This window comes from Butyrivibrio sp. (genome assembly GCF_024699075.1).
This window is the reverse complement of sequence record NZ_JAILQF010000417.1, coordinates 1-22,285: the sequence shown is the minus strand read 5'-3', so window position 1 is coordinate 22,285 and position 22,285 is coordinate 1. Positions and strand designations below refer to the sequence as shown.

The window sequence follows — 22,285 nt, the reverse complement described above, 5'->3', positions numbered from 1 at the left end:
AATTCTTAATAACTACAAATCACAGCCCTTATCAGTCACACAAAGCTACAACACCAAGGATATTTCTAACACAGAACTGAACATCACCAAGTGTGATCTTTCCTTCATTAACACCGCTTATAATATCGTCAACATTGCCTTTAGATCCGGGCATCTGAACATCATTACCAGCTGCTATACAATCAGGACTGGATGCACTTGGATACTTAACATTTGCAGGTGCAAATCCCATAGACTGTGCATCCTGGCTTGAGAACCAGTCAGTCATTACAAATCCTTTGAATCCCCATTCATCACGAAGTGCTCCCTGGAGAAGGTCCTTATTATTGGCAGAATGTATACCATTTATAAGGTTGTAGGATGTCATAAGTGAAAGAGGCTGAGATGTCTTAACCGCTATCTCAAAGCCGCGCAGATATATCTCACGCATAGCTCTCTCTGAAATATGAGCATTATTGTACATACGATTATCTTCCTGTGAGTTAGCTGCAAAGTGTTTAATTGTAGTTCCCTGTCCTGCAAAACTCTGAACACCCCTTGTATCTGCTGCTGCGCACATACCTGAAACAAAAGGATCCTCAGAATAGTATTCAAAGTTACGTCCGCAAAGAGGGTTTCTGTGAATGTTCATACCAGGTGCAAGCCACAGATGAACATGGAACTGCTTCATTTCCTTACCTACTGCACGGCCCATCTTCTCTATAAGATCCATATCCCAAGACTGAGCTAGAGTAGATGCGATCGGAATAGCTGTACAGTACTGATAATAATCAATTGCATCTGAAGGTGTATCCTCAGGGAAAGGATTCCTGGACATACCAAATACCTCTCCGCCAGGAAGAACTACATCATCTTTAGTAGCTTTAAAGTGAGGCTGGAGTCTAAGACCTGCAGGGCCGTCAGCATTAATTGTAGGAATGATCTTCCTGTCAGGAATGCCTATTGTCTCTCCGGCAGCACCTACCACTGAACCTGAAGCAGAACCTACTACATTAGTTGAACTCTTATCATAAAGTCCAACACAAAGACCTGCCATTTCTTCCAAGGACAGCTGCGCTATAAGTTCATCAAGGGTTGCTTTACCATTTTTTACATCGTCCATTGTAAGCTTTTGGTCTTTACGATTATCCACAAGAACAGGACGATCTGTCTGATACTCTATTGTAGTAGTTACAAATTTAGAACTATTGAGCTCTATATGTTTAAGAGAACTTACATCCTCCAGAGCTCTCTTAGGAGCATGTATCTCTTCTACAGCTTCATCCATCTTAAAGAGGTTACGGCATTTAATTGTAGTTACATCCTCATCAAGCACAAGAACTGCAGCTAGTGTAGTATTCTCACAATTATTACCTACTCTTACTATATATTCGCCTTTTTCAAGTACATAGGAAGCTTTAGCTGTATCATATGAAGCCATGCTCTTAGTGTCAAAAGAGATTGTAACTGTCTCTTTTTGTGAAGGTCCAAGAAGACTTGTCTTTGCAAATCCTCTAAGTTCCTTTAAAGGCTTTTCTATACTTCCTTCAGGGGCTGTCACATAAACCTGCACAACTTCACGTCCTGCAAATTCTTTACCGGTATTGGTAACTGCTACAGATACGTATACCTTATTCTCATCAGCAATTACATTTTCAACTTCGCATGAAAAGTCTGTATAACCCTTACCATATCCAAATGGATAAGCAGGCTTAATACCAAAAGTATCAAAATATCTGTAACCAACATATATACCTTCTGTATAATATTCGTCATCAATATTTCCATTGTTATGGCTAAAAGTCTCGGATGATGGATAATCACTATAATTTTCAGCCCAGGTATCAGTAAGCTTACCTGAAGGAACTGACTTACCTGTAAGAACATCAGCAACTATATGTCCTCCAATATTACCCATCTGACCTACTATCATTACAGCATTTATACCTTCAGTATTTCTAAGAGGCTTTGTATCAATAACTGCGCCTGTATTTAAAAGAACGATAGTCTTTTTGTAGTTTTGTGCAAGGAACTTTATATTAGAAACCTCAGCATCATCAAGTTCATAGTCCTTTTTGACATTAAATCTGTCAGCACCTTCGCCAGAATTACGACTGATAACATAAATTGCAGTATCAGCATTCTTTACCTCTGTTATAAGATCTTCAGAAGGACCTGTAAAAGGATTGGAGAACATGACCATAATAGGAGGAACATGCTGTTCTTGTGCCTTCTTATTGATCTCAGCCATATATTCCTTTTGCGCATCCTCAAGCTTTTTATCATACTTATCAAGCCAGTCATCAGATAATATCTTAAATCCTGCTGTCTTAAGTCCTTCATAGATATTGATAACTTCCCTTGAGTTAACATCGCCTGAACCCGTACCACCCTTTACGGTATTTCTGGCACCGCTTCCATATAAAGCGATTGTTCTTTCCTCTTTCTTAAGAGGAAGAGCGCCATCATTTTCAAGTACGACCATACATTCTCCGGCCAATGATCTGACAAGTGCCTGATTCTCCTTCTCCAGAACTGTCACTTCATCAGAAGTAAGTGCATAAAACTTTCCCATATGCTAGTAACCTCCTGCATTATATAGATTTTTGCTTTGTTATAACGGAACACGTGTCCCGTATTCGATATATAGATTATCTCATATAAGATTCATAAATAAAAGAGGTGAAATTCAAAAAATTAAAACTGACAAGCCAAAAATAAAACAGACATGTAAAGCCAGATAGCCAATACATGTCTGTTTAATACAGTTTTTATTTAATTAAAAGCCAATACATCAGCTTATAAGAAGCTTTTCATCATCAGCCTTTTCCTCTTCCTGGATATGCATATAATAATCTTCAAGCTCTTGTCTGCATCCCATGAAAACACTAAGCATATTAGGATCAAACTGACTGCCCATACCATCTATCATGATCTTGGCAGCTTCTTCATATTTGATAGCCTTTTTGTAATAGCGCTGACTTACAAGTGCATCGTAGACATCTGCAATAGCCATAAGCCTTGCTTCTAAAGGTATCATCTCTCCTACAAGACCTTCCGGGTATCCTCTTCCGTCCCATCTTTCATGATGATATCTTGCAACATTATAAGCTACATCTACAAAATGCTTTTCTTCAACGCCCTTCAAAATGAGATTAACAAATTCGCCACTCTTAACCGAATGAGTCTTCATTATATCGAATTCTTCCTTAGTCAGATCTCCCGGCTTACAAAGGATAGAATTCTCAATAGTGATCTTGCCTATATCATGCATAGGAGCCGCTCTTACTATATCCTCAGCATACTGCTCGGATATGTTATAAACTCCCTGCTTTTTGGCTTCATTAACGACTATCTTTATAAGATCACTGGTACGCTTTACATGACCGCCTGTATTGTTATCTCTGTTCTCGACCATGTTCGCAAGGCCAAGAACAACTTTTTCCTGAATATTCTTGATATTCTCAGTCTTCTGGTCAACTTCCTTGTTAAGGGTACTATTATAGTCTTTCATAACCTGAAGAATCTTCTCTTCTTCAGTAACATCGTCAATATCAAAAAGATATCCCTGGATCTTGCCATCTTTTCTTATAGAGAATTCTGAAATCTCACACTGGCAGATCATATCACCACGATTGAATTTTTTGACATTCTTAATGTCTCTTCTGTAATCATCTATAAGACTGTAGAAGATTGATCTTAGCTCGCTTTCTGCAGGAAGCATCTCATCAACTATTTGAGTCCTTAATTCCGGAATAAAGTCATATATCTTGGTATTGCAGCTAAGGAAGTTCTTATCAAGGTCAAATGCAACATATCCTTTAGTTCCATGATATTTCTGCTGCTCAGATATAAGGCAGGCTATGTCATGAGTATGAGCATGATCATAGTTAAGAGCAATAAGAACATCCGCAGTTGCATAAAGTGCCGGAAGATTGGAAAAGTCAACATCCATGAGTTTCTCTATGACATATACAAATATTCCAAGTCCAGTCAGAATTGAATATAAAGCAAGAGTTCTACGTGAATAAGTACCTTTTTTGACAAATGCTACGATCATAAGTGCAAGCATTATTCCAAGTACAATCGTAAGATATATCCAGTGAATCGCCATTAGAGGTCCGCTTATCATCTTGGTCGCCGTACCCATGCCTGTATCTACAAGAGTCATGCTCTTATAATACAAGTCATTGTCAAAACATAGCCATATGATGAACATATGAAGGAAAGCTGCGAAATAGGCTATGATCTTCATCCACGATCTTATGGATAAACCCACAAAACGCATTATGTTAAAGATAACTGCTGTAAGTAGAACTGTACTGTCCAAATATATAAAACAAAAGCACAGCTTAGCTCCCTCTACAGTAGTAACCCTTGTCTTAAGCCAGTATCCAAGTATTACTACCGGAACAAGGATAACAAGTGTCCAGTAATATATATCAATATTCTCATAGTTTTTCTGAGCCATATAAATAATAACAAGCACAGAAATAATCAGAAGTAAACCAAAATAAGAAGTAATCATTTACCAGATTATCTCACTTTCTCTGGGGACATATTCCCCAATCGGATTTCTATCAACTATATCCTGATCTATTTCAAAGTAGAAGTCATTGCCATTACCATAGGTGTCAGTAATACTAAGGCTGGACCCCATTGCATCCAAAAGTCCCTCTATAAGGTCCATGCTTATACCGCTTTCTCTTTCTCTATGGTAGTTATTGTCCGCCTCCATATACTTATGGTAATATTTGATCTTCTCGTCCGGCTCAGTGCTTGATTCTACTTCCTTAACTGTTATAAGAAGATGAACCTTGGAATCACCAACAATCTTTCCATATATTCCAAGTCGGATTCCGCCATTTCTATTACGGCTTATCGTATACATTATAAGATTAATAAGAACCTGTCTGAGTCTTACATAGTCTCCATGTAGCTTATCAGGAATTGTCTCTGTGATATCTGTCTGGTAATCAATTCCTGTATATTTGACCCTTGGCGCAATAAGCTCATATATCTCATCAAGAAACTCTCTTAATGAATAATCATCCGGCTTAAGCACAAGCTCTCCAACCTCTAGATTAGAATAATCTATAACACTGTCAACTTCTGCCATAAGCACCTTTCCGGAACTTATAACAGACTTTGCATAAGATTCAATATTCTTATCATCAGTCCGATTTAATATAAGATCTGTGAGTTTGATCATTACATTAATAGGAGTTTTGATCTCCCTTGATATACTTGCAAGAAATGCACTCTTGATCTTACTTTCTGATTCTGCTCTTTCAACCTGGCTAAGGATCTTATCTATTTCTTTCTTTTCATCATTGATCTGTTCGATTGTAAATAAAACTTTCTCAACCGGTCTTCCTGAACCTGCATCCATATCAATAAGACGGATCCTGCTCCATCCAAATCTCTTGCTTATATATTCAATTGATATACTATTCCTATTCTTCATTCTCTCAGGAAGAGTTGTAAGGTCACCAAATTCAAGCAAAGGCTCAACATATGACTCTGCAGCATAATATCTGTACAAGTTCTTGAACTGCTCATTGGCACCAAGATTTTTAGGGCGATCCTTATCAAGACCTTCAGGGAAGCTGACAGGTATTATCCTGTCTTCGACTATATCAACTATATAAATGATAGTATAAAGACCTGACATGCTGGAAAGACCGGACTTACGAAGCTCCATCTCCCTATCTGCCCTTTTATAAACATAAGCTGCAGTAAAATACATACCAAGTGCAAAAAATTCCCATACAAGCAAAAGACCTATAACAAGGGATATAGGACCTTCATAATAATTTTTGTGGAAATAATAATAGAAAGTATAATCTGAAAGATCTACGCTGTCTTCATAGTAAACGATAAATCCTACAACAGTCTCATCTCCCGGCTTGATAGGCATCTCACGCATACTTTCCTCAGGATAATATACAATGTAATCACCTTCATCAAGCGGAATCAGAAGATCTGACTCATCCTTCATAAACTCAAGCTTTATATCTTCTTCATCATAATTGGCAAGATTGATGGTCTGCACTACCTCATTATCCTTGCCTACATTCTGATGAATCTCAACATCACCATTCCAGAACTGATTAAGATAGCAGGGTCCCTTTATATTGACTCTAAGTGTCCATGAACTGATAGAACTTGTAGTTCCATTAAATACGCGGGCATCTGAAATAATTCCATATATATCAAGATCTCTCTTGATCCAGCTGGATGTATTACTCCCCCTGTAGTGAATATCCATGGAAGTCTTAGCCGACACATCATCAAGTGAGTCTGCATCAACGCTGCTATAAGTATGTAATGTTGAATTAAAAGTTGATATGCTAAAGTACTGTATAATAATGCACATAACCAGTAACAAAAAAATTGCTAAAAGGGCCGTGTGCATCTTCTTCTTGAATTCAGAATTCATCTATCTCCCCTACTAAAAACACTTATACCCACAACAAGCTCTCCGCAATTTTCGGAGAGCTTATCGCTATGATAATACTATCTTATAATAATGGATAATTATATCGCAAACAAGTAATTATTGCTTTTTCGTATTTTTTCGCTATTTTGGAAACTTTTTTTACCTTTGTGATTTGAATTACTGGCAGATGATAAATGGTTTTTCTCATCTTAAAAATGTATTAATTCAAGGCATAATATCTGTACTTTTATATTCCGGGATCCAAACTCGCTTCGCTCAAACATGTGGATCCCAAACAGAATAAAAAAGTACAGATATCATGCTCTTGAATTCAAATACATTTTTAAAGAACTCGAAAACCATTTATCATCTGCCAGCAATTTCAAATCTGCAAAGCATACGCTACTTTTATAAATACGGAGATATACCTACCTCACTCTCTTAGATACAAGCATATCTACTATTCTGATAAAGCCAAGACATAATTCTTTCATAGAACGCTTCATAACAGCTCCCTTACCTGTAGCAGGTTCATATAGGAGAATTTTCTTATATCTATATACATCCCATGGAGAGTCAAGTGGAGTAATAACCTTTATGCCCTTCTTTGATGGTAAGAACCATCCATTAATAGTAATCTTCTTACTAACAGGTCCCCTGAACCTATCAGGCGTATAGTACTCTCTTAGATCACTCTCACTAAAGTCATTTCGTATCTGACTCTTAACATAAGCATATTCTTCAGAAGATAGTCCAATATCTTCTATAGGCCTCATACCACACTTATTGCGATAAGTCTCCATAAGCTCCTTGTGAATAGACTCAGGATCACTTGCAAGAAGCCAGTCTCTGCCTTTTTGAAAATCCTTAAATCCTCTGTATACAAATTCGCAATCAGCATATCTATAACTAATAAGAAGTCCAATATATCTTCGTATAGCCCAAAGCCTATAAGTCTTGTCCAGCCTCTTTCTTTCAAACATATCCATAGTGATAAGCGTATTGCGCATATTGTAGTACTGCTTAACTCCGGGATATACCAGTTCAAAACCCTGATGCCATACACATATACCATTAAGGAATACTATCCCTCTATCAACCTGCTTCATCCCAAACTGAATATCATCATGATGTACGAATATCGGAAGAGGCATATTCTCTTTATTAATTGCATCCATATTGTAACAGCAGCACCACCAGGCTCCGTACATATCATGCTCAGAACCTGTTCCAGTCATCCAGTCTGCTGTGCAGTTATCAAAATCTCTCATATCTACAATGGGATGATTATTAATAACCTTATAATCAGTAAACCACTCACCTGCAGCATGCTGAATATAAGGATAATCCTCTCTCATAAGTGCTCCGCCAACAGTAATATCTCTATACTCTTCACGAAGCGTAGAAAGAAAACCATAGAGCCTTACAAAAAGGTCTGGATCAAATACCGCATCATCATCCATCATAAGAAGATGGGTAATGCCGAGCTCTTCTCTTCTATTAATAGCCTCTTGCATTCCACGACTAAAACCACCAGTACCACCTGTGTTGGCGTTAGGTATGATATTTATAAGCCTGTTCTTATCATCATCCATGATATGAATGAGCTTATCAAACTCATCATAATTATTAAGACTCTTCCCATTATCAACTATAAAAACATGCATATGCCTGGATGCTTCGGGAAGCTTTCCATTGATAGCTCTAGTTCCCATAAATACTGCAAGCGACTTCATATTTCTTGTAACATAAGCTTCTCTTTTATAAGTACAAATGTTTACAGCAAGCTCAACAGGATTTATACATTCTGAATAACCTTCAAAATACCCTTTAATACTCCAACTATCATCAGTCCTATTCATATCGCTTTGGGAAATCTTATCATCGAGTTCAGCCTTGAACCATAATACTCCTGTATCATACTTATCATATGGAAGCGAAATAGAAAGTCTTCCAGTATCCAAAGCTTCAACTTTCAATACTTCTTCTCTATCATGCATCACAGTAATTGACTTAATTCCATGAATTTCAAGTTCCAGCGTCAGAGAATTGATTCTGCAATACTTGTGATGCTTCTCCAGATAAAAAAGATTAAAATACCCATCCACACAAATAAAGCCCTCTTTTCTGTGAAAATAGAGAGCCTCTTCACTACATATGTTATTATCAGGGAATAGTAACGATTGAAGAATCATAAAAACTCCTGATACATGGTGCTAAGCTCGATTAAGTACTCATAAACTCAGCATAATGGTCAAGCACCTCTGTAGGATCACCAATCTCCTTAATCTCTCCATCATGCATCCACATAACCTTGTCACACAGTTCCTGTAAAGTCTCGATACTATGAGAAACAATTATAACGGTCCTATCATCATCCATGATAAGCTCTTTCATCTTAGCAAGACTCTTCTTTTTAAAGCGCTCATCTCCTACAGATAATACTTCATCAACAAGCATGATATCTGTCTCAAGCATAGCCGTAATTGCAAAAGCAAGCTTAGAATGCATACCACTTGAATAAGTCCTTACTGGTCTATCTATAAAGTCTCCGAGCTCAGCAAACTCAATAATCTCATCCATGCGCTCTTCTATTTCTTTCTCCTTAAATCCAAGAAGAAGCCCTGAAAGCATGATATTAGCTCTTCCTGTTAGAAGAGGTTTAAAACCCACACCAAGAGCCATAAGTGACACTGAATGCCCATGTAAATCTATCGTTCCAGAATTTGGAGAAAATACACCAGCAATAGACCTAAGAAGTGTTGACTTCCCACTTCCATTCTTGCCAATGATGCCAAGGATTCCGCCTTTCTCAACAGTGAAAGAAACACCTTTAACAGCCTCAAAGACTTCATCTCTGGTTTTCTTGTGAAAAAGAGAGCTCCTTATAGATATGTTATTCAAAATACGATAACTGATACTTACATCATTTACTTCAACAGCAAATTCCTTAGCCATCAGATCACCTTCACATATGAATTCTCATTACTATAAACTGTAAATATTCCAAGAGCAGCCAATATAAGCGATATAAGGGCCCATATTCCAATTAGACCCATAGGCGGCATCTGACCATAAAGAATAGCATCCCTCATACTTGACATAAAAAGTGCAACAGGATTAAAACTCTCTACGATTTCTCCAAAGGGTTCAGGAAATCTCTTTGATATTGAGTAGAATACTCCTGAAAGATACATAAGCATTTGAAGCACAATTCCAGTTATATAGCCAAGATCATTGACATATACACCGTAGTGCATCATAATACTACCAATTCCAAAAGTAAAAATAAAAAATACCAAAAGTATTATAGGAGCAAAAATAATATTTATACTAAGTGGAACTCTAAATACTATCATCATGATAGCAATTACCCCAAATGACACTAGCATTTTAAAACCATTAACAAACATTTTGGATAAAAGAAGTATATACTTAGGCATATAAACCTTAGTAATAATATCTTTACCGTTTCTTACAGTATCAACACTTCCATTTATACTCCTAGAAAAGAAGCCCCACATGGTAATACCTGTAAATATAAAAATAGGAAAAAAATCTTCCTTAGCTTTAAATACATATCCAAAGATTACAGTATATATTAACATCATACAAAAAGGTTCTATAAGCCACCAAAGCCAATTGAGGAATGAACTTGCAACTTCTGCTCCAAGTGATGCCTTGGCTGACCATATGGCATATGCCATGTACTTGCAAAGATCTCTACAAGTTTTCTTACCATACCTGATAAATCCACCTATAGTTATTACGTCCTCTGTTAATAGGCATACTATGAACGGAACTACAAATCCAAGTACCATACCAAGTGATATGTACTTAAGCCTGTAGGACAATGTCATATCACTAAATCTAAAGCCCTTAACACCACGTAAATATGACAAAGAAAAAGATATAGCATTGATAATGCACATATATGCCACAAAAAGAATAACCTTCTTCTTACTTCCAGTCTCTCCATGACGCAAATAATCATGTATAACTGTTGAAAAAAGTCCTGGTACTATGAACATCGCTATAGTTAATATTGTCAACATTACTTTTCTCCCAAAAACATTCTACTAATACGCCATGTGATTTATTCATTTGATATTATATTAAGTATTATTTTAGGATTATCTATTGTAATAAATTCATGTGGTTCTCCCTTAACAAAGCCAAAACCATACGTAACGCCTACAAATTCCACTTCTGCTTTTTTAGCACCAACATAATCATTAACGCTATCGCCAATGAACAATGTTTCAGTATGATTACATGTCAGAAAAGACATACACTTTGTGATAAGTTCGGCCTTTTCAAATGTATCGTCACTATTCATTCCATATACACAATCAAAATATTGGTTTATTCCCAACTCATCGATCATTTGTTTAACAAAAGCATCTGCCTTAAGAGTAGCTACTGCTGTCTTTATACCTTTTTGCCTCAAACATGATAGTAACGCCTCTATCCCAGGATACAAAGTTGCCATATGTATACCAACTTCTTTATATCTTTCCCTGTATATCTTCACAGCATTTTTAGCAGAATCAGTATCAAAGCCAAACTTTTCTACATAAATTTTTAGAAGATTACCCCCAATGACACTCCTTAGTTTTTCATCTGATGGCGCTACGTGTTCTGTGCTCATAAACGTATATTTGTGCGAATCCAAGATTCCCTCTGAAGTATCAGCTATAGTTCCATCGAAATCAAATATTACCAATCTTATATTTCGTAGGGGTAATGACTTCATAATTAATACCTTCTAACGCCATTGATAGTTGCTTGGATATCTCTTCATTTTTCCTTTGTGCTGTATCATAATCAAGTGCAGTCTTAAAGGCATCAACAGTGTAATTTGTTGATGCGTCAACATCAAACCCATCAAAACCAGCCAATAACAGCTTGTTAACCTTACACTTCTTAAGAATTCTTATCAGCATTGCACCTGCGTTATCAGAAGCTTCCCCTTCTCCGAGAAGCGATGAATAATCAAAGAATAACGCATTACTGAGGCTATTTTTAAGGTTGGACGTAGCCAATATCTGAGTAGTATTATTATCGCAAATAGAACCTACTCTCTTATCATTGGATATAAAAACAGCTCCAACATTATAGTTATCTGGAATAAAGTTCACAGAAATCATCATTCCATCAGCATTTTTCTCATCAATAATGTCTTTGTATGTTTGTACACTTGTACCTGGAGCCATAATTACAATTTCTTTAGCCTCTACCTTTTTCTGTAAGCATTCATATGCATCAGAATCATCAATAGTAAAAGATTGAAGCTCCAAATATAGCTTTTCAATCAATTCCGCTTTATATTCATTTCTTTTATCTTCTGGAATTAAACTTAGTAATTTTTCAATCTTTTCTATGCCAAGTGTTTCTTTCCTAAGCAAATGAGCTGCATAATTAGGATGGCATTTAAAAATAGCAGAAAGAAAGTATGGAAGATCATATCCCCATCTCGTGTGGGAATAAATTGGCATTAAATATTTATCCACAATATTGATAAGCGGCGTCAAAGAGTATTTCTGTTCATTACTATTATTTAGGTAATCTGTAAGTAATTCAGTTGCTAAATTACCTACTCCCCTGCCCATTCCATAACACGAAGAATCGATAATCAAATTTCTATCTCTATTTAATCTCATCATTTCCTGCGCATTAGCAAACGACATCTGTAGATTATTATGAGAATGAAATCCTAAAATGATACTCTTTGAAAGGTTATTATCAATCAAATAGAAAAAGCGCCTCATCTCATGCCTATACATAACTCCTAATGTATCTACAAGATAAAATGCATAAGGCTTTAGTTCATTAACATCTTGCAAAAGCTTTATCAGCGATGGATCATCATAGGATGCTGTACCAACCGGCTGTATACAAACTTTATAGCCCTTAGCAATGAGTTCTCTAGCAGTAATTTTCGCCTCTTCCCATTCATTGCGCCTAAAAGTAAGCCTGATTATATCTGCAGTATTATCATCACAAGGAGATATCAGCTCAGCAACGTAATTATGTTGTTCTATCATAACAGCATATAACACGTCCTTATTTTTCGGAGTTATCATCTCCGATAATTGGCCCATATTGGAGAAAACAGATGAATCGTTGTCTCTACTTACATTACGAATAAACCCACATTCTATAATATCAATGTGAGCCTCTATCAAGCCCTCAATTATAGAGCTTATAGTGTCATACCCAAACAGCCAGTTGTTAATATACCCGCCATCTCTCAAGGTACAATCCAAGACCTTAACTCTGTTTATACTCATTCCATATCTCCATATGCTTTATAAACTATGATTTTCCTTCAAAATTTTACATTCTATACTATTTTTGTCTTTTATCCTTTCTTCCATTTTTTCTCGCACAAATTCAAGATCCTTGACTGTGTCCACGGATATTGAATCGGACTCTACTAACGAAAAATGCATATCAACCCCATATTCAAGAAACCTTAGATGATCGATATCTTCTGTTTTTTCAATTGTTCCCATCGGCGTATCAACAAAAAAATTCAAAGCTTGTTTATTAAAACATTCAACCCCGACATATTTTTTGTATGAAACTTTCAATGTTCCTTTAGGATAAGGGACTGGAGTTCTAGACATATACAAGCATTTTCCAGATTCAGATACAACAATCTTGATATTGGCCGGGTCAATTGTTTCTGCTGGGCTACTAAGTGTTCTCATAGCTCCACCAAAAAATGGTTTTTGATATATATAATCAGGCAAAACCGGAATAATACAGTCTCTTGTAATTAAAGGTTCGTCTCCATTTACGCAGACATAATAGTCTGCCTCTATTTTTTCTGACACCTCTTGAATACGTGATATATGATTCGGGTGATTATCCCTCGTACGAATACATTTAATCTGATTTTCTTCACAAATTTGTTGGATTCTATCATCATCTATCGCACAAAATACATCTGAAAACTCATTTATATGCTTAATTTTCTGATAAACCCACCATATCATTGGCTTACCACATATATCTGCTAATGGTTTCCCTGGGAATCTTGTTGATGCATATCTTGCCGGTATTACACCTATAATTTTCACGGCTACCTCCACATATACAAAAATCACTGTTTATTCTTTTCTTTATCTTTTTCAATATAGTAGAGCAATCGTTTTTCTGTTGCCTCTAAAATTCCTTCTAATGTTTTTATTCTAGTTTCATATTCATTTTTCTGTTCAACGCTAATTTCCATTCCTGTATACTTCAAATCTTTTTCCATAGCGAATTCCTCTATTATTTTTCTAGCACTCTTTGATCTGGTATAAAAATACACATCACTTTCATCCGTATCAGAATAAAAATCTTGTTCTCGTGTCTGCTTTTTTTCTATACCCACCGGAATTATATAGTTCCAATCGTACTTACGGTCATAATCATAAAAAGCAAAGTCTTCTCTACTATTCACAAAGGCTATTACTTCATCGTCGGATGCGTTTTTGACCAACTCAATTATGCTATCAAACGCGTCAGTCTCATTGTTAAGAAAATCCACGATAGTTACATTAGGACCATTTGCTACAGTTTCATCTACATCAGAGAATTTTAGAAACATATCAATCATTTGGCTGTCTACTCCCACAAGCTTTAAACGATCCATATTAGTAATACGTAATAATATCTTCAATATCACATAATACCTGTCAATGAACATATAATTACTTCTAAATTCATATCCAGCATAAAAGCATTGCTGAAAAGCGGTTTTTATATTATTTATGCCTGTCGAAGTAATAGTTCCCACTATCTCAGGCTTTCTCTTAAACACATTAGGAAGTAACTCTGATGGAAATTTTTCATGGATTATGTCAAAATTCGGAAATAATTCCTCATAAAATAACAAATCATTTGGATGAGGTTTTAATGTTATTTGCTTATCCTGAAAGAAATAATCAAATACAGTTTGATATATAAGAATCTGCTCATCAAGGCTCATCAAATTCAAGTTTGCAAAGTGTTCTGTCAAAAACAAAACCTCACCAGATGCTTCAATACTATCTGGGACGCAAAAAACCTCTCTTACCAAGCTCTTAATATCTTCAGGCAATCCTTCATACTCTTTAGCTACATCAAAATGCTCCATCTCAATATCTTTATTAGTTTGAGCATCCTTATTACCTATTTTTCTAGTGACACACGAACATGATGCATCATATAAACCATATTCATTGCATAATTCTTTTCTTAAAGAATTTTGTTTCTCATGTATATGCTTTAGCGTATCCTGATTGCTCAAGACTCCTGCAGCATCTTCAATAAAGACAAATGGTATATTATTTGATGACAGAAACAGACCAAAATACTCCGTAGGATTACAAGCATATATAGTATTAAAATCTTTAATATTAATACTATTAGTCATAAATAATTCATCAAAATACTTCGCACTTTCTTCTTTTACTTCTTTTAGCACTTCCTTTGGAAAAAAATACGGGTAAATTATCACATCATCAAATATTCTCTTTAACTTTGTTATTTGTGGTAACGGCGTAAAAATCGTATTCGGAACCATTAGAACCGAATAATCATTTTGATGGTATTTTTGCTTGTACTCTATAGCAAACAACACATGGTATGTCGACACAACACAAAACAGGTTACTGGATTCCATTTATAAATTCACCTTCTCTAAAATCATTCCAATAGTCTCTATAGACTGGCTACTTATTTTCCCAGCTATTCCTCGTGCAAATGAAAAATCACTAAAATATTTCTTGATATAATCAAGCTTTTTAATAATCATCGCAAATGGTCTATAAGCATCCGAGCCACTAATATTCCTAAGATACTTATCTTTGGCAGTAAATTTCATATATATCCTTGCAAAATCATATATACCTTCATGAATCTTCTTAATTTTTTCATAATTCTCCACTTCCGGTATATCAAATTGCATTCCCCCATTATTGCTCCAACCAGAAAAACTTGGACTTTGAGCCTGTGTGAACAGCTCAAAAAATATACAGTTTGTATTTTTATTTGTATACAAATGATTTTTTAATAAATCAATATTGTGTGTTTTGGAGAAAATATAAGAATCAATGGAATGATTCATTATTTCATTGATAGCGCCTAGTGGTTCTGCTGTCATACTACCTGCCATAAGTGGAATAACCTTACACCCCAATTTCCACTTTTCCTCAACCAAGTACTTAATTCCTAGCGGTCCTGTACCTCTCCATCCCACATCAACCACAGCAACTTTTTCGCAATCCCGGATAATGTCTTCTATATATTGTCTTGCATATTCTGTCTGAGGTTTATACTCGTCCTCTACCATCGCCCAATTATCTATAAGGAAATTTTCAAATTCTTTGTAATTATGCTCAGTCAAAACATGATTTTTATTAATTCCGAAGCTATCTAGTTTATCTACAAGCGCATCCAATGAGATAGACTTTAGTACATCTTCAAAAGTAACAGGCAATACGGAAAAGCCCTTACTTTTTGTAATGCACTTCAAAAAAAGCATCCTTTGATTTTCAATAGCATACTTAGTATTGGCTATTCTGGACCACAAAACGTACTCATTAGGTATATCATCAAAAAACAAATTAAAAACCTTCTGATAAATAGCTCCATCCCTTGCCAAAAACAGTATCTTATCAATACCTTTTTCTACGACCTTTTCATGAAGCCAGTTGCAAAAACCTACAATATACAATCCACCATAAATGAAGCCATATTCATAATACGGGTCAAATTGCTTGTTTCCATTATGTAAATATGTATTCACAATACCTGAATATAGTGATCCCGTAAGAAGCGACATATTTTCCGCCCTATATACATTCCCGCGATTATGACAACTTTGATAAAACTCTGCTTCAAGTTTGTATCTCTTTGCTGTTTTTACATCAACCTCATAATTATCTCCAACATGAATTATTTTTTTATCACTACCATAATCATTTATTATATTTCGATATAGCCCACCATCCCTTTTGCTACAATGATATTCACAGGATACATACAATTTGTCATACCCCGTATACCCACACTTACTTAATATCTGCTCAATCATATTTTGCGGGAGATACATATCCGAGGTAACAATGATTTTTTTTCCCTGATTCTTCAGTATTCTCCATACATTCTTCATATAGGGATTTGCAAAACAAAAATCCAATTCTGTGGACAGCTCTGTCTGAACACCCTTTTCAACATCAAGTCCAGTCCTCAAATTCACATATCTATAAATATCATATATAGTAACTTCATTATTTCCGTTTTTTACACGTTTTTCTTCTCTTGCCTGTTTCTCAGCTTCAATCCTAATCTCAGCAAAATCAAGCAACCCTAATCTATTCCCTACAATCAAAAAAATGTCTGTTGGCTTTGTAAATGGTCTTAATACAAGCGTGTCAAAAATATCAAAAGAAATGATATCATTTCGTATAAGTCTATCTACAAAGTGTATTTCTTTTGGCCTAACATTAGCTTCAGATTCAGCACTTTCAAGCCACGGTAATTTCCCTGTATATTTAATTGGCACTTCTCTTCTCGAATCACGATTCAGGATGAAATACGCCAAGTTCACCCTTAACAGGAATATCCATTCTAAAAGTCGTTTTCTTTCCTTTCCATCAGCAGAATTGACACGAATATAATTTTCGTATTCTCGCTCCACATATTTATTGTTCTCAACAAAAATTTTATGTAGTTTAGTTCCAGCAAATGAAATATGCATAGCTTAACCCCTTAAATGTTTATAAAGCCCTACTATAATTATTTGTAAAAATACTACGTATTATCATTTATTAGTAATACAACTATTGAATCTGATGAGTAATAGACAAAAGACATCACAGCTAACATTTATCATTATTTACAACATACATTTTTAACTTATAAATTATAGAGAATTACATATAGAATCATTTCGAATCATATGTCATGAATTACAAAGAATACTGTTTGTACTTAGATTGCTATCTTAATAAAAAACAAGCATTACTGCATTTCTCAAATAAAACAGTCCACCACATTTATCCTTATAAAGTAAATATCTATACCAATTATAGTATATGTATAATATCATTTCAAGTTTAATTGATATTTTTAATACCATTCGCAGATTCATTCAATCGTTAATTCACTTTTCACTACTTATAACAATACGTATTATGTTATATAACTTAACGTTTATGTCGATATCTAAAAACCTATTTTTACCCAAGAGCTTATACATGTTTTTTCGGTACTTATTCTATCCGTTATATATAAGAATTAAAATATATACTATAAATATAATGGATTTAAAATCTCAAATGACACGTAGCTCACACCCTCAACACTAAAATGCCAATAATTTGAGTAATTCAATTACAACATTAATAAAATCATAAATTTTTCTATATTATTCTTATTTTCAAAAATGTATCCACCTCATTTTTTTATCATACAAGTCTTTACCATATATAGAACCAATATTGGATTTGCTTAAGTTAAAAGAATCTCTATTATGAACATATAATAACAATTTACTTTCTTTAGTAATAAATGAGTATTTCTTGACCGATGCATCTATATATGTTCGAGGTCAGTATAAGAAATATTATAGACAACTCCAAATAATTTCTTCTTTATAATCGAACTCACTGTTTTTTATCATATATTCAACTGATATATCCATATTGGATACTTTCTATCATAAAGTAACCACATTGGTTACTTACCAATATAATAGTATTCAAATTGGGGACTATTGCAGATCACCCATTCTGCAATTTATTGAGAACATGTAAAAGCCTCTCACTTTTCATCTTCCCAGCAATTGCCACAGCCTTAAGCTTCCATTCAAGCTTTGCCATGTTTACATTTTTAAAAGCTATAGAATATGGTTCCTGTCCCATTAGTTTTTGTATCATCCGTCTTTTATCATTCTTATCAAGAGGATTTGATTTATTATAGAAACACAATCTGCAGCATATAGCAAAGCTCTTGATCACTCTTGCATAATAGGCCTGAAGCAGAATATCATCTGTTGATATGTTTGAACCATCTTCCCCTTCACTTATCTTTGATATCAAAAACCTGAATACTTTCTGATCCTGCATCGGCCTGTCAGGTCTGTAGCTGTTAGTTATAGAACTACTCCATACCTGATAGTGATATAGTGGTATATGAATATATGAGACTATAGTAGCTTTCCCAAAGGCCATGAAGTTAAAGCTCATATCATCAAGTACCTCTAGTTCTTCCGGGAACTCAAGATTATTACTTATAAGGAATGACCTTTTATAGAGCTTATCCCAGGGAGCGGCAAGTGGTATATCTTTATAGAAGATACTCTTACCACCCTTTGCATTCATATATGGATAGAGGATCTGACAACGCATCGACTTAATATCCTCTTTATTATCAGTTACAAATGGATAGTCAGCATGACATAATTCCTTAGATTGTTCTTTCACATTATCTTCCTGATATTCTTTGACAGCATCAAATATTACTATATCTGCATTAGTCCGAATTGCTTCATTATAGGGAAGCTGACAATAGGCAGAATCTATATAGTCGTCAGGATCTACGAACGCAACATATTTACCTTTTGCTATTTGCAGTCCTGCATTTCTTGCAGAGGCTGCGCCACCATTATTTTTATGAACAACTCTGATATTGTCATAGATATATGCATATTCATTGCATATAGAAACAGATGAATCGCTGGATCCATCATTAACAAGAATGACTTCGATATTATCCTGAGACATAGTCTGAGACAGGATACTGCTAAGGCACCTTGTCAGATATTTCTGTGCATTATAGATTGGAAGAATGATAGAGACGCATATATTATTGGTATAGTTATTCACATCTACCTCTATTTAGCGGCTTTTCATTTTAATTACCGCTTCTACTATTGCCTTACTACTACCCCTTTTTACAAAGACATGTTTACTATCTGTATTAAATATCTCGTGATTAGCCTTAGTATCACCAAGTATTATCTTCTTGTCACACAGCTCATATATGTAGGCTTTACCAGGGATTGTCCTGTCAGCTTTATCAATATCAGGGTTAAAATGTCCTGCAAGACATATATCAGATAAGTATATCTGATTATAAAGATCCTTTTGAGGCAGATGATTATAATAAGTAATACTATTGCTATACAAGAATTTCTTCTGTCTAAAAGTAAGCCCTTTAGTTCCGCCTATGTATACACAGTCAAATCCGTAATCTTCTGCCAATAGCTTCATAGCATCTACAACATATCCTGTCCCCTGTAACGGAATTCCTGATCCAAAATATAAAACCCTGTTCTTATGAACAAGTCTTACAACAGTATTATCAGAAGTATCAATAAGTCCAGGTACATATCCCTTATCTGCTTCAAGGTATAAATGTTCAAATATTGTTTTCTTATTTTTAGATTGTCCTGCGAATTCTTTGCAGAAATACTCTGCATCTGCTTTAGTATCAGTAACTACAAGATCAGCTTCTGATACAACTTCTATATCCTTGTTCTTGCACCATTTAGATATAAGCCCATTCTTAAGTACAACTTTTCTATCACATACAATAGTGTCATATAAGGACAGGAACATCTCTGCTATAATTACCGGTTTTATTTTTGTATTCTTTAAAAGCTTCTTTATATCATTCCATATAAGTTGAGGAAGAAAGCCTGCTATCACAACTTCATATCCGGATATATCTATATGCTTTATCTTCCTCTTAATATCAATAGTTCTTAAAAATAGATTATTCTTCTCGGAGGAGTAAATTGTAAATTTTCCGGCATTATCCACGAGAAGTCTTTGAATCTGAGATGTCCTTATATAATCTAAATTTTTAACGGTAATATATATGACATTTTTCCCCTTTATCAGGCTTTGCAATCTTGACTCCGTCATAGTACTGTTTCCTCGTATGGTACTGAACGTCCTGAAGTATCTTCCTGTTGGCACATATAGTATCTCCAAGAATTCCGATCATAATGCATACAAATCCTATTATAATCAGAGTACAAGCGAGTATAAGAGATTGAATATGTCCTGCTCCTCCGGCAGTAAAGAAATAGTATATAAATCTGATCCATATGATCATGCCGGGAACTGCGGGGAACAGTGACAAGAATATAAATGCTTTAAGCGGTTTATATATAAGATAAGCCCTTAGTATTGTCAGCATTGATGTTCTTACATATCCAAGCATGGTCTTAGCAAGTCTTGACGGTCTTACCGCAGGATTAGTCCTTATTGGAACACTTGTAATCGATATTTTCTCTCTTCCAGCCTGGACTATAGTTTCAAGAGTATAGGTATAATCATTAACAACATTAAGGCGAAGGGCAGCTTCTCTTGAAAAGGCTCTGAATCCGCTAGGTGCATCGGGAATATCAGTTTTAGATGCCTGTCTTACAGCCCAGCTTCCAAGGCGCTGCAGTTTCTTCTTAATAGGCGAGAAATCTGATATTTCCGCAATAGGCCTTTCGCCGATTACTATATCTGCCTGTTGAGTCAGGATTGGTTCAATAAGCTTCTCTATATCTTCTCCGCGGTACTGATTATCAGCATCAGTATTTACTATTATGTCTGCGCCATTTTCAAGGCATACATCTATTCCCGCCATAAAGCCCTTGGCAAGTCCTTTATTCTTGGTGAAGGTAACTATATAATTAACTCCCCACTCTCTGGCAACATTTATAGTCTCATCACTGCTGCCATCGTCTATGATCAGGTATTCAATCTGATCAATTCCTTCTATATATCTTGGGAGATCATCAAGTGTATCTTTAAGTGTACCTTCTTCGTTAAAGCATGGAATCTGAATGATAAGCTTCATAGTCGCCCTCATGTCTTCTCTTTACGAGAATTCTTTACACCTGCTATTATCGAAACTGTAAATAAAAGGACTACAAGAACTGCTATTACTATTTTCCAGATGATTGCATTACGACTTTTGATCCTTTGCTTTTCAAGTGATTCTATATATGCTTCATCCTCTTTGCTTAACTGATCGAATTCTTCATCCAAAAGTTCTGCCTTCTCTTCTGCAGACGCCTCAGATGAAGCCTTAGCTTCGTCTGATATATCTTCATTCTTTATATACTCATCATGGTCCTGATAGGTTATGACTGTATATCCGTCTTCTTCACCCACAACAGCTATAGGAGTACCAGCTTCTATCTCTCTAAGAACTTCTGATGTATCATCAGGCTCCGCATAAGCCTTTACATCTTTATCAAGTGTCATGATCTGAATCTGCCTTGAAGTAGACTGCTGCGCATAACATATGAATCTGTAAGTTCCAAGAAAAGCTCCTATTATACTAAGGGGCATAATTATTGATGCAATCAGTGATATAATCAGTGATGCAATCAGTGATACCGCAAATGTCTTCTTATTATTCATCTTCCGCCTCATGTTATGGATTATAATAAAGTGCCAGGTGTCCTATTGCCCATTTCTCGTCATAATATGTATCTGCAGCCTCAGCATATTCACTGTTAAAATTCATGATAAGAATAATATCATCAGTAAATACCTGCTCTGTATCAAGCTTTTCATCTTCGCACTTTACTACTTCTATTGGTGCTTCCTTGTCTTCAAACTGTACAAGTTCTATATAGGCTACTCCGCCTTCATATATATTCACTATCTTCTTGTCAGGATACGACTTCCTTATTTCTGATAGCTTCTCACCAATCATGATGTCACCATAAATATATGACTGATTAGGGAATATATAATGTTTGCACGCATCTATGCTAAATAGTACCTGCATTATTAGAACTATTAGGAGAAAGGTTTCTATTCTGACCTTTCTGTATAATGCAACTGCTGCAAATGCTATTAAAGTAAGTACTGT

The 22,285-nt window shown here is 35.3% G+C and carries 16 protein-coding genes; all 16 read right to left on the bottom strand.

Features of this window, described 5'->3' with window-relative positions:
* Nucleotides 1-31: 31 nt before the first annotated feature.
* Nucleotides 32-2,554, bottom strand: a complete 2,523-nt coding sequence (locus tag K6G87_RS16735) for a glycoside hydrolase family 3 protein (protein WP_296839790.1) — start codon at nt 2,552-2,554, stop codon at nt 32-34.
* A gap of 219 nt (nt 2,555-2,773) precedes the next feature.
* The gene (locus K6G87_RS16730) at nt 2,774-4,507 is read right to left on the bottom strand and encodes an HD domain-containing phosphohydrolase (protein ID WP_296839789.1); all 1,734 of its coding nucleotides are present in this window, start codon (nt 4,505-4,507) and stop codon (nt 2,774-2,776) included.
* The gene (locus tag K6G87_RS16725; protein WP_296839786.1) at nt 4,508-6,421 is read right to left on the bottom strand and encodes a sensor histidine kinase; all 1,914 of its coding nucleotides are present in this window, start codon (nt 6,419-6,421) and stop codon (nt 4,508-4,510) included. It lies immediately after the preceding gene.
* A 428-nt stretch (nt 6,422-6,849) separates the two neighbouring features.
* Nucleotides 6,850-8,616 carry a glycosyltransferase family 2 protein gene (locus K6G87_RS16720; protein WP_296839784.1) on the bottom strand — a complete coding sequence of 589 codons (1,767 nt, stop codon included), beginning with the start codon at nt 8,614-8,616 and terminating at the stop codon, nt 6,850-6,852.
* Between the two features lie 31 nt (nt 8,617-8,647).
* Nucleotides 8,648-9,379 carry an ABC transporter ATP-binding protein gene (locus K6G87_RS16715; RefSeq protein ID WP_296839783.1) on the bottom strand — a complete coding sequence of 244 codons (732 nt, stop codon included), beginning with the start codon at nt 9,377-9,379 and terminating at the stop codon, nt 8,648-8,650.
* Nucleotides 9,379-10,476, bottom strand: coding sequence for an ABC transporter permease (locus tag K6G87_RS16710; protein WP_296839781.1), 1,098 nt, complete (start codon nt 10,474-10,476; stop codon nt 9,379-9,381). The genes K6G87_RS16715 and K6G87_RS16710 overlap by 1 nt, the downstream gene beginning before the upstream one ends.
* Nucleotides 10,477-10,517: 41 nt before the next feature.
* Complete coding sequence (locus tag K6G87_RS16705; RefSeq protein WP_296839780.1) at nt 10,518-11,177, bottom strand: HAD family hydrolase; 660 nt, start codon at nt 11,175-11,177, stop codon at nt 10,518-10,520.
* Nucleotides 11,134-12,714 (bottom strand): aldolase catalytic domain-containing protein, encoded by a 1,581-nt coding sequence (locus K6G87_RS16700; protein ID WP_296839779.1) that lies wholly within the window; start codon nt 12,712-12,714, stop codon nt 11,134-11,136. The genes K6G87_RS16705 and K6G87_RS16700 overlap by 44 nt, the downstream gene beginning before the upstream one ends.
* Nucleotides 12,715-12,732: 18 nt before the next feature.
* On the bottom strand, nt 12,733-13,509 hold the full coding sequence (locus K6G87_RS16695) for a 3-deoxy-manno-octulosonate cytidylyltransferase (protein WP_296839776.1): 777 nt from the start codon (nt 13,507-13,509) through the stop codon (nt 12,733-12,735).
* A 23-nt stretch (nt 13,510-13,532) separates the two neighbouring features.
* Nucleotides 13,533-15,077: a hypothetical protein gene (locus K6G87_RS16690; RefSeq protein ID WP_296839775.1), complete on the bottom strand. Its 1,545-nt coding sequence runs from the start codon at nt 15,075-15,077 to the stop codon at nt 13,533-13,535.
* The gene (locus K6G87_RS16685) at nt 15,078-17,156 is read right to left on the bottom strand and encodes an HAD family hydrolase (RefSeq protein WP_296839772.1); all 2,079 of its coding nucleotides are present in this window, start codon (nt 17,154-17,156) and stop codon (nt 15,078-15,080) included.
* Between the two features lie 1,024 nt (nt 17,157-18,180).
* The gene (locus K6G87_RS16680) at nt 18,181-19,284 is read right to left on the bottom strand and encodes a glycosyltransferase (RefSeq protein WP_296839770.1); all 1,104 of its coding nucleotides are present in this window, start codon (nt 19,282-19,284) and stop codon (nt 18,181-18,183) included.
* Nucleotides 19,285-19,296: 12 nt separating this feature from the next.
* Entirely contained in the window at nt 19,297-20,328 is a 1,032-nt protein-coding gene (locus K6G87_RS16675) for a hypothetical protein (RefSeq protein WP_296839767.1), read from the bottom strand.
* Complete coding sequence (locus K6G87_RS16670) at nt 20,267-21,259, bottom strand: glycosyltransferase family 2 protein (protein WP_296839766.1); 993 nt, start codon at nt 21,257-21,259, stop codon at nt 20,267-20,269. The genes K6G87_RS16675 and K6G87_RS16670 overlap by 62 nt, the downstream gene beginning before the upstream one ends.
* An 8-nt stretch (nt 21,260-21,267) precedes the next feature.
* Nucleotides 21,268-21,828: an SH3 domain-containing protein gene (locus tag K6G87_RS16665; protein ID WP_296839764.1), complete on the bottom strand. Its 561-nt coding sequence runs from the start codon at nt 21,826-21,828 to the stop codon at nt 21,268-21,270.
* A 13-nt stretch (nt 21,829-21,841) separates the two neighbouring features.
* Nucleotides 21,842-22,285, bottom strand: a 444-nt coding sequence (locus tag K6G87_RS16660) for a hypothetical protein (protein ID WP_296839763.1), incomplete at its 5' end; no start/stop codon positions are given.

Excerpts from the sequence above, each read along its gene's own strand:
- K6G87_RS16735 (WP_296839790.1), bottom strand. The coding sequence starts at position 2,554 with ATGGGAAAGTTTTATGCACTTACTTCTGATGAAGTGACAGTTCTGGAG.
- K6G87_RS16730 (WP_296839789.1), bottom strand. The coding sequence starts at position 4,507 with ATGATTACTTCTTATTTTGGTTTACTTCTGATTATTTCTGTGCTTGTT.
- K6G87_RS16725 (WP_296839786.1), bottom strand. The coding sequence starts at position 6,421 with ATGAATTCTGAATTCAAGAAGAAGATGCACACGGCCCTTTTAGCAATT.
- K6G87_RS16720 (WP_296839784.1), bottom strand. The coding sequence starts at position 8,616 with ATGATTCTTCAATCGTTACTATTCCCTGATAATAACATATGTAGTGAA.
- K6G87_RS16715 (WP_296839783.1), bottom strand. The coding sequence starts at position 9,379 with ATGGCTAAGGAATTTGCTGTTGAAGTAAATGATGTAAGTATCAGTTAT.
- K6G87_RS16710 (WP_296839781.1), bottom strand. The coding sequence starts at position 10,476 with ATGTTGACAATATTAACTATAGCGATGTTCATAGTACCAGGACTTTTT.
- K6G87_RS16705 (WP_296839780.1), bottom strand. The coding sequence starts at position 11,177 with ATGAAGTCATTACCCCTACGAAATATAAGATTGGTAATATTTGATTTC.
- K6G87_RS16700 (WP_296839779.1), bottom strand. The coding sequence starts at position 12,714 with ATGAGTATAAACAGAGTTAAGGTCTTGGATTGTACCTTGAGAGATGGC.
- K6G87_RS16690 (WP_296839775.1), bottom strand. The coding sequence starts at position 15,077 with ATGGAATCCAGTAACCTGTTTTGTGTTGTGTCGACATACCATGTGTTG.
- K6G87_RS16685 (WP_296839772.1), bottom strand. The coding sequence starts at position 17,156 with ATGCATATTTCATTTGCTGGAACTAAACTACATAAAATTTTTGTTGAG.
- K6G87_RS16675 (WP_296839767.1), bottom strand. The coding sequence starts at position 20,328 with ATGACGGAGTCAAGATTGCAAAGCCTGATAAAGGGGAAAAATGTCATA.
- K6G87_RS16670 (WP_296839766.1), bottom strand. The coding sequence starts at position 21,259 with ATGAAGCTTATCATTCAGATTCCATGCTTTAACGAAGAAGGTACACTT.
- K6G87_RS16665 (WP_296839764.1), bottom strand. The coding sequence starts at position 21,828 with ATGAATAATAAGAAGACATTTGCGGTATCACTGATTGCATCACTGATT.